This is a genomic window from Pseudomonas sp. 05N434, from assembly GCF_056396965.1.
The window spans coordinates 1-7,082 of record NZ_JBFTMK010000243.1; the positions used below are offsets into that span (position 1 = coordinate 1).

The 7,082-nt window shown below is 59.5% G+C and carries 8 protein-coding genes and 1 pseudogene; 4 read left to right on the forward strand and 5 right to left on the reverse strand.

Features of this window, described 5'->3' with window-relative positions; translation table 11 throughout:
- The 4 genes and pseudogenes from AC1DLB_RS16415 to AC1DLB_RS16430 all read left to right on the forward strand — a co-directional run.
- Positions 1–199, forward strand: a pseudogene (locus AC1DLB_RS16415) (MerR family transcriptional regulator); the annotation flags it as partial.
- Positions 200–233: 34 nt separating this feature from the next.
- Positions 234–1,682 (forward strand): deoxyribodipyrimidine photo-lyase, encoded by a 1,449-nt coding sequence (gene phrB, locus AC1DLB_RS16420; protein ID WP_086946021.1) that lies wholly within the window; start codon positions 234–236, stop codon positions 1,680–1,682.
- A gap of 67 nt (positions 1,683–1,749) precedes the next feature.
- A complete protein-coding gene (locus AC1DLB_RS16425) occupies positions 1,750–2,523 on the forward strand; it encodes an SDR family NAD(P)-dependent oxidoreductase (protein WP_026286680.1) in 774 nt (257 codons plus the stop codon).
- 60 nt (positions 2,524–2,583) lie between these two features.
- Positions 2,584–2,889, forward strand: a complete 306-nt coding sequence (locus AC1DLB_RS16430) for a YkgJ family cysteine cluster protein (RefSeq protein WP_018929577.1) — start codon at positions 2,584–2,586, stop codon at positions 2,887–2,889.
- 69 nt (positions 2,890–2,958) lie between these two features.
- On the opposite strand, the gene AC1DLB_RS16435 is transcribed toward AC1DLB_RS16430, so the two are convergent.
- The 5 genes from AC1DLB_RS16435 to prfA all read right to left on the reverse strand — a co-directional run bounded on the left by AC1DLB_RS16435 (position 2,959) and on the right by prfA (position 7,040).
- A complete protein-coding gene (locus AC1DLB_RS16435; protein WP_018929576.1) occupies positions 2,959–3,477 on the reverse strand; it encodes an acyloxyacyl hydrolase in 519 nt (172 codons plus the stop codon).
- Between the two features lie 116 nt (positions 3,478–3,593).
- Positions 3,594–4,385, reverse strand: a complete 792-nt coding sequence (gene murI / locus AC1DLB_RS16440) for a glutamate racemase (RefSeq protein WP_018929575.1) — start codon at positions 4,383–4,385, stop codon at positions 3,594–3,596.
- A complete protein-coding gene (locus AC1DLB_RS16445) occupies positions 4,378–5,133 on the reverse strand; it encodes a molybdopterin-synthase adenylyltransferase MoeB (RefSeq protein ID WP_018929574.1) in 756 nt (251 codons plus the stop codon). The genes murI and AC1DLB_RS16445 overlap by 8 nt, the downstream gene beginning before the upstream one ends.
- Positions 5,127–5,957 (reverse strand): peptide chain release factor N(5)-glutamine methyltransferase, encoded by an 831-nt coding sequence (gene prmC / locus AC1DLB_RS16450; protein ID WP_018929573.1) that lies wholly within the window; start codon positions 5,955–5,957, stop codon positions 5,127–5,129. Before prmC ends, AC1DLB_RS16445 begins: the two co-directional genes overlap by 7 nt.
- A complete protein-coding gene (gene prfA, locus AC1DLB_RS16455) occupies positions 5,958–7,040 on the reverse strand; it encodes a peptide chain release factor 1 (RefSeq protein ID WP_007939759.1) in 1,083 nt (360 codons plus the stop codon). It lies immediately after the preceding gene.
- Positions 7,041–7,082 lie beyond the last annotated feature (42 nt).

Consider the following 7,082-nt stretch of genomic DNA (forward strand, 5'->3'; position numbering starts at 1 on the left):
GTATTCCAGCAAAGCCATGAATCTTGCAAAATTGTCGAAACTTTTGAATGGCGTCAGTTGCCCAAAAATGATCGCCGGACCAACGGTGTGCATCCACCACGCCGATTTGTCCGCAAAAAACACCGCCATTGCTGATTTGATCCTGGCCGATAACCCGTTATCGGCCCATCTGGACCTGATACAGCGCGGGCTCATTTAATGGCGCTTTTTTGATGAATCGTACGGATACGACCATGCAATTGATCTGGCTGCGCAGCGACCTGCGTCTACACGACAACACCGCCCTCTCGGCCGCCGCAGCCCGTGGCCCGTGTGTGGCGGTGTATTTGCCGAGCCCGCAGCAGTGGCTTGCGCACGACGACGCGCCGTGCAAAGTGGACTTCTGGTTGCGCAACCTCGCCGAATTACGACGCGCGCTGGACGCCCTGAACATCCCGCTACTGATTCGCCAGGCGTCCCGCTGGGATGAAGCGCCCAAGGTTCTGCTCGAACTGTGCCAGCAGCTGAAGATCGACGCGGTGCACGTCAACGAGGAATACGGCATTCATGAGACCCGCCGTGATGCGGCGGTGGCCCAAGCGCTGAAAGCCCGGGGCATCGACTTTTACAGCCACCTCGATCAGCTGCTGTTCAAGCCAGGCACCGTGCTCACCAGAACCGGAACCTACTTCCAGGTCTTCAGCCAGTTTCGCAAGGTCTGCTACGAACGCCTGCACGCTTCATTGCCCGGATTGGTCGCTGCACCCGCCCTTCAGGCTCCATTGGATATCAGCAGCGACGAACCGCCCTCCCGTGTCGAGGGTTTCGATTCTCCCAACGACAGCTTGCGTGCCCTCTGGCCAGCCGGTGAAACCGAAGCCCGACGCCGCCTCGACACCTTTGTCGACGCCCAGATCGACTATTACCACAGCGAACGCGACTTCCCGGCAAAGCCCGGCACCAGCCAGCTCTCGGCCTATCTCACCGCCGGGGTGATCTCCCCTCGTCAGTGCCTGCACGCCGCGTTGCGAAGCAATCAGGGCGAGTTCGAAAGCGGCAAGGTCGGCGCCATCACCTGGATCAACGAGCTGCTGTGGCGCGAGTTCTACAAACACATATTGGTGGGCTACCCCCGTGTATCCCGGCACCGCGCCTTCCGGCCGGAAACCGAAGCCCTGGTCTGGCGTGACGCCCCGCAAGAACTCAAGGCCTGGCAGCAAGGCCGCACCGGCCTGCCGATCATCGATGCCGCCATGCGCCAATTGCTGGAAACCGGCTGGATGCACAACCGTCTGCGCATGGTGGTGGCGATGTTCCTGACCAAGAACCTGCTGATCGACTGGCGTGAAGGCGAGCGCTTCTTCATGCGGCACCTGATTGATGGCGACCTGGCGGCGAACAATGGTGGCTGGCAGTGGAGTTCGTCCACCGGCACTGATTCGGCGCCCTACTTCCGGATTTTCAACCCGCTGAGCCAGTCGGAAAAGTTCGATGCACAAGGGGTGTTCATCAAGCACTGGTTGCCGGAGCTCAACGAAATGAACAATAAAGACCTGCACAATCTGGCCAATCTCGGCGGATTGTTCGGTGTGAGGGGCTACCCGTCGCCTATCGTCAATCTGAGTGCTTCCCGTGAACGGGCCCTGGACGCGTTCAAGAACCTGCCATCACGACAGGGTTTATCGCCACCGTCATTAAATTGATGCTGCAGCGTTGCGTCATGAACACGGAATTGAGCCAGGGAAATATTGGGTAAATAAGGGGATTGGGATGAGTCGTACACCTCCAAGGCGATACTGGTTGACCGGCGCCAGCAACGGTATTGGTGCTGTGCTGGCTGAAGAAATACTGAAAACCGGGGCTCATCTGGCGGCCAGCTCCCGCTCGGTGGCATCACTGATATCCCTGTCTGAGCGCTATCCCGGTCAAGTGCTGGTGGTCGCGGGCGATTTGACCAACAGCCAAAGGGTGCGCGAAATCGGTGAGCAGATTGCGCAGGAATGGGGCTCTCTGGACACCATGATCCTTAACGCAGGCACCTGCGAATACGTCGACGCCAATCAGCTCGATTCGTCAATCATCGAGCACATCATGCGTACCAACTTGCTTGCCAGCAGTTATTGCATYGCAGCCGCCCGGCCTTTGCTGCAGGCGGGCACTGCGCCGCATCTGGTGGGCATTGCCAGTTCGGTGACCTGGTTACCCCTGCCGTGGGCCGAATCCTATGGCGATTCAAAGGCCGGGTTGCGTCATCTATTCGAGTCATTGCGCATCGACATGACGCCGGAAAACATCGAAATGACCGTGGTCAGCCCAGGGCTTATCGATACGCCTCTGAACGACGGCGCCCCGATACATCTCGACTGGTCGGCAGGCCAAGCCGCGCGATACCTCCTCGACATGATCAAGAATCGTCCACTGGAATGCTCCTTGCCGGAGCTGCTCATGCCTGTTCTTTGGCCCCTGCCGCAACAACCCGACCGGGCGGGACTGGCAATCGACGAACAAGCGCGAAACAAGCCGCCGATCGAGGATCTGCCGTGAAGCCTGAGCGTCTGTCAGGCCTTTTACACAGCGTGGGCCCACTGCCTTACACTGCGCGCCATGAAAACCATTCCCCACACGCAAGTCGCCGAGCCTGCGGTCACCTGCTCGACCTGCGCAGCCTGCTGCTGCCAGCTTGAAGTGATGCTGATCACTGACACCGGCGTGCCCGAACGTTTTATCGATACCGATGATTGGGGTGGTGAAGTCATGCTGCGACTGGATGACGGCTGGTGCGCCGCACTGGATCGCAACAGCATGATGTGCACCATCTATGAAAAGCGTCCGCTGATCTGCCGGGAGTTCGAAATGGGCGCACCGGAATGCATCACCGAACGCCAGGGGATTGCGACGGCGTATCGGTGAGATCGCAGTCACCCGATGCCATGTGAGAGCCCCCGCCACAGGTAGCTCCCACATCTAAACACTGCAGGCTTACAACGGCATCGTGTAATGCAATGCGTAGCTTTCTACACCGTCGTTCGGGTTACTGATCCCGGCATTGGAGTAGTGGGTGGCGCGAATCCCGACTTCATGTCCGCCGGCAAAGCGCAGACCAAACCCGAAACGGTCTTCGAACTGAAAGGCACTGCCGAGCTTGTTATCTTCGTATTCGGTGTTGGCAAACACCGCGATACCGATACCCGCTTCGACGTAGGGCTTGATGGTCTGACCGGCAAACTCGTACACCAGTACCGGCGAGAACGACAAACTGTGATTGCTCGCCGTTTTGTCGCCTTCCCAGTAGGTGTAAGCGCCGCTCCAGTAGCCGGTCAAGCGGCCAACATCACTCTGCAACCAGCTCTTGTCCCAATCGAACTGCATGCCCAGTCGGTAGGTCATGGTCGAATCGCTGGTCTGGCCGACCCCGAACTCCACCCCTGCCGCCTGCGCGGTAAAACTGTGCCCCATCAATGCGGTCGCAATCGCGGCCAAACAGAATAGTCGCTTCATTAGAAACATCCTTTTCCGAACAATTTAGTATGATTTTTATGCTGCAAAACAAACAAAGCTATAGAAGTCACCGTTTAATCAGAAGCTCACCCCAATTATTCGTTTGCTACGCGTCTCTACTTTTCGAAGCTTCGCACAACCCCAGACATATTCCACAGGATCGGCAAGATATTTCTGAAATGTTCTGGGTCCGCACTCGACCAGAACTGTGCGGGGCGAGCAGGCCCCTCGGCCAGCAATTCACGCTCGGCCAGCAGACGCTGGAGCTGCCGCGCCACAGCGGCACCCGTATCGATCAAGCTGATGCTTTGCGGGAGCATCTGCCTTAGCAGTGGCTTTAAAAAGGGATAATGGGTACAGCCCAGAATGATCGTATCTGCACCTGCAGCCAGCAGCGGCTCGACATACCCTTGCAGCAACTGACGCAATGTCTCGCTGTGCAGATCGCCATTTTCAATCAGCTCCACCAGCCCGGGGCACGGCTGAGTAATCACCCGTACATCGGTGGCGAAACGATCGAGCAAGGCAGCAAACTTGGCACTCTGCAAAGTACCGGTGGTGGCGAGCACGCCGACCACACCGCTGCGCGTCGCCGCAGCGGCCGGTTTGACCGCAGGCTCCATGCCGACGATAGGCCACTCGGGGTAATCGCGCCGCAAGTCCGCAACACCGGCCACCGTCGCGGTGTTGCAAGCCAGCACCAGCGCCTTGGCGCCTTGCTGCTGAAAGAACTGCGCCATGACACTGCAACGCTGGCGGATGAATGCCGGGGTTTTCTCGCCGTAGGGAATATTCCCGCAATCGCCGAAGTACAACAGAGACTCGTTGGGCAGCAACTGCTGGATCTCGGCCAGCACGGAGAGTCCACCGACGCCGGAATCGAACACAGCAATCGGCGCTTCACGCATGGCGCGACCCGCAGACGCTGCAGCCCGGATCACGCTTGACCCGCAATTCACGGAAGCGTGAGCCCAAGGCATCGATCAATAACAGGCGCCCCACCAGCGGCTCGCCGAACCCCACCAGCAGTTTCAGCGCTTCCAGTGCCTGGAGGCTGCCGACCAACCCGACCAAAGGACCGACGACGCCCGCCTCGCTGCAGGTCAACTCGGCCTCGCTGCCGTGCCCGTATAAACAGTGGTAGCACGGGCTCTCTGGACGACGCGGGTCGAACACCGACAATTGCCCTTCCAGACGAATCGCCGCACCGCTGACCAGCGGCTTGCGCGCGGCCACACACGCAGCGTTGACCGCCTCGCGGGTGGAAAAATTGTCGGAACAGTCCAGCACCAGATCCACCGCGGCAACAGCGGCGGCCAGCGAATCCTCGTCCAATGCAGTGCGATGGGCGATCAGCTGAATCTCTGGATTGATCGCGGTCAGGCGACGGATCGCCGAATCGACCTTGCTCAGGCCGACGCTGTCGGTGTCATGAACGATCTGGCGTTGCAGATTGGTCAGGTCGACCGTGTCGAAGTCTGCCAGATGCAACTCACCGACACCGGCCGCGGCCAGGTACAGCGCAACCGGCGAACCTAGGCCACCGAGACCGATAATCAGCACACGGCTTTCCTTGAGCCGTAACTGGCCGTCGATGTCGACGTGTTGCAGCAGAATCTGCCGGCTGTATCGCAGCAATTCCTGATCATTCAGCACGGCAAGCGCCCCAGACTGATGCGTTGGTGACCGCCCAGATCGGTGCGGCTATGGACTTCTTCAAAGCCGCGGGTCAGCAGCAAATCGCACACTGCGCAGGCTTGATCGTAACCGTGTTCGAGCATCAACCAGCCACCCGCTTCAAGATAATCCGGTGCCTGGGCGACGATCAGACGCAAATCGTCGAGCCCATCGACACCCGCCACCAAGGCACTGGCCGGCTCAAAGCGTACGTCGCCCTCTACCAGATGCGGATCGGTCGAAGCTATGTAGGGCGGATTGCTGATGATCAGTTGAAAACGCTGGCCTTCCAGGGCACTGAACCAATGACTGCTCAACACCGTGGCATTGCTCAGGTTCAAGCGCTGACGATTGCGCTCGGCCAGGGCCACGGCTTCCAGCACGCGATCCACGGCGGTGACCTTCCAGGCCGGACGCTCGCTGGCCAGCGCCAAGGCGATGGCACCACTGCCGGTGCCCAGATCGAGCACCTTGGCTGGGGTGGCCGGCAACAGTTCCAACGCCGCTTCCACCAGCAATTCAGTGTCGGGACGCGGAATCAGCGTGTGGGGCGCGACTTCCAGGTCGAGCTTCCAGAAGCCTTGCTGACCCAGAATATAGGCCACTGGCTCACCGCTGCGGCGGCGCTGCAAATACTCGGCAAACTTCAGTGCCGCTTCGCTCGGGACGATACGCTCAGGCCAGGTGTGCAGAAAGCTGCGGGACTTGCCCAAGGCCGCCGCTAACAGCAATTCGGCATCCAGACGCGCGGTGGGCGAATCAGGCAAATCGGCGGCGCGCAGCAAGCTGGCAATGATCGTCATTTACTCACCTATCGCTGCCAATTGATCGGCCTGGTACTCGGCCAGCAACGGTTCGATCACCGCATCCACGCCGCCCGCAAGAATTTCGTCGAGCGAATACAGCGTCAGGTTGACCCGATGGTCGGTGACCCGGCCCTGGGCGAAGTTGTAGGTACGGATCCGCTCGGAGCGGTCACCGGAACCGACCAGCAATTTACGCTCGCTGGCGATGGCATTGGCCGCGGCACTGGTCTGCTGGTCGTTGAGCTTGGCCGACAGCCAGGACATCGCCCGGGCGCGGTTCTTGTGCTGGGAACGTTCTTCCTGGCACTCGACGACAATACCGGACGGCAAGTGGGTGATACGAATCGCCGAGTCGGTCTTGTTGACGTGCTGACCACCGGCACCGGAGGAGCGATAGGTGTCGACCCGCAGATCCGCCGGGTTGATCTCAATGGCTTCCTGCTCATCCGGCTCGGGCAATACCGCCACGGTGCAGGCCGAGGTGTGGATGCGACCTTGGGATTCAGTGGCCGGAACCCGCTGCACACGGTGCGCACCGGATTCGAACTTCAGTTTGCCGTAGACGTTCTCGCCTTCGACACGGGCGATAACTTCTTTATAGCCACCGTGTTCGCCTTCGTTCTCCGAGAGAATCTCTACCCGCCAGCCACGCCGCTCGGCGTAACGCGAATACATGCGGAACAGGTCGCCGGAGAAAATCGCCGCTTCGTCACCGCCGGTGCCCGCGCGGATTTCCAGGAACACGTTACGACCGTCGTTCGGATCCTTGGGCAGCAGCATGCGTTGCAGGCTGGCTTCGAGCTCGATCAATCGTTCCTTGGCTTCGCGGACTTCTTCCACGGCCATTTCACGCATGTCCGGGTCGCTGTCCTTGAGCAGTGCCTGTGCGCCTTCGAGGTCGCCCTGCACTTTAAGCAGCTGTTTATAGGTGTCGACGATCGGCTCGACTTCCGCGTATTCCTTGGAATAGGTGCGGAATTTGTTCTGATCGGAAATGACTTCGCCATCGCCAAGCAGGGCGGTCAATTCCTCGAAACGGTCCTGGAGGATGTCCAGCTTATTGAGCAGTGACGCTTTCATTGCGGTTTCTTATCCGAAAAGCTATCCGATGAGCCCTCACCG

Bases quoted from the DNA above. Each gene is read 5' to 3' on its own strand.
- phrB (WP_086946021.1), top strand. From the start codon at position 234: ATGCAATTGATCTGGCTGCGCAGCGACCTGCGTCTACACGACAACACC.
- AC1DLB_RS16430 (WP_018929577.1), top strand. From the start codon at position 2,584: ATGAAAACCATTCCCCACACGCAAGTCGCCGAGCCTGCGGTCACCTGC.
- AC1DLB_RS16435 (WP_018929576.1), bottom strand. From the start codon at position 3,477: ATGAAGCGACTATTCTGTTTGGCCGCGATTGCGACCGCATTGATGGGG.
- murI (WP_018929575.1), bottom strand. From the start codon at position 4,385: ATGCGTGAAGCGCCGATTGCTGTGTTCGATTCCGGCGTCGGTGGACTC.
- prmC (WP_018929573.1), bottom strand. From the start codon at position 5,957: ATGACGATCATTGCCAGCTTGCTGCGCGCCGCCGATTTGCCTGATTCG.
- prfA (WP_007939759.1), bottom strand. From the start codon at position 7,040: ATGAAAGCGTCACTGCTCAATAAGCTGGACATCCTCCAGGACCGTTTC.